Below are 598 nucleotides of genomic sequence, written 5' to 3'. Positions count from 1 at the left end.
CTCAGTTGCTGTTCGAGGTCGTGTCCTGCTCCTCGGCATGCTGGTTCAGCTCATCCGACTTCGCCTTGCACGCCTCGACCACGCTGTTCACCGGACCCGAGACAAAACCGTTCCAGTCATCCACATACGTGTCGTAATCCGGACCGACCCACTCCACACCGTTGACCACACCGGTCACCGCATCGATCGCATCCAGGATCTGGCTGCCCGCCTCATTGATCGCGGTCGCGACCTCGCGACCCTCCTCCGGGTTCATTCCCTTGAAAGCCATGACAATCCCCTCGCTCTAGAAAAAACTGATCTCGACGACTACGAGAAGCTGACGCACCCGCCGATCAGGCGGACGCATCCCGCTGCTCGGAAGCATTCTTCGACGCCCGCTCCGACAGATCCTGCGCCTGCTGCACCAGCTGCTGCACCGCCTGACCCACCGTCGACTCGAACTCCGACACGTACCGGTCACGATCCTCACCGGTCCAGTCGAACTCCTGCACACGCGCCAGCACCCGCTGGTACGCCTCATTCGCCTGATCAGCCGCATCGGTGATCTGCGTGGCCATCTGATCGACAGCCTCCGGGTTCATACCCTTCTTCATGG

The 598-nt window shown here is 61.4% G+C and carries 2 protein-coding genes; both read right to left on the bottom strand.

The genetic code is table 11. From position 1 onward, the window contains the following. Position 1: 1 nt before the first annotated feature. Positions 2 to 271, bottom strand: coding sequence for a hypothetical protein (locus tag ABD080_RS16720; protein WP_137770309.1), 270 nt, complete (start codon positions 269 to 271; stop codon positions 2 to 4). A 64-nt stretch (positions 272 to 335) separates the two neighbouring features. Next, on the bottom strand, positions 336 to 598 hold a 263-nt coding region (locus ABD080_RS16715), incomplete at its 5' end, for a WXG100 family type VII secretion target (protein WP_137770308.1).

It is taken from the genome of Brachybacterium rhamnosum (assembly GCF_039526185.1).
Taxonomy (GTDB): Bacteria; Actinomycetota; Actinomycetes; order Actinomycetales; family Dermabacteraceae; genus Brachybacterium; species Brachybacterium rhamnosum.
This window is presented reverse-complemented; position numbering and strand designations above follow the sequence as displayed.

Excerpts from the sequence above, each read along its gene's own strand:
- ABD080_RS16720 (WP_137770309.1), bottom strand. The coding sequence starts at position 271 with ATGGCTTTCAAGGGAATGAACCCGGAGGAGGGTCGCGAGGTCGCGACC.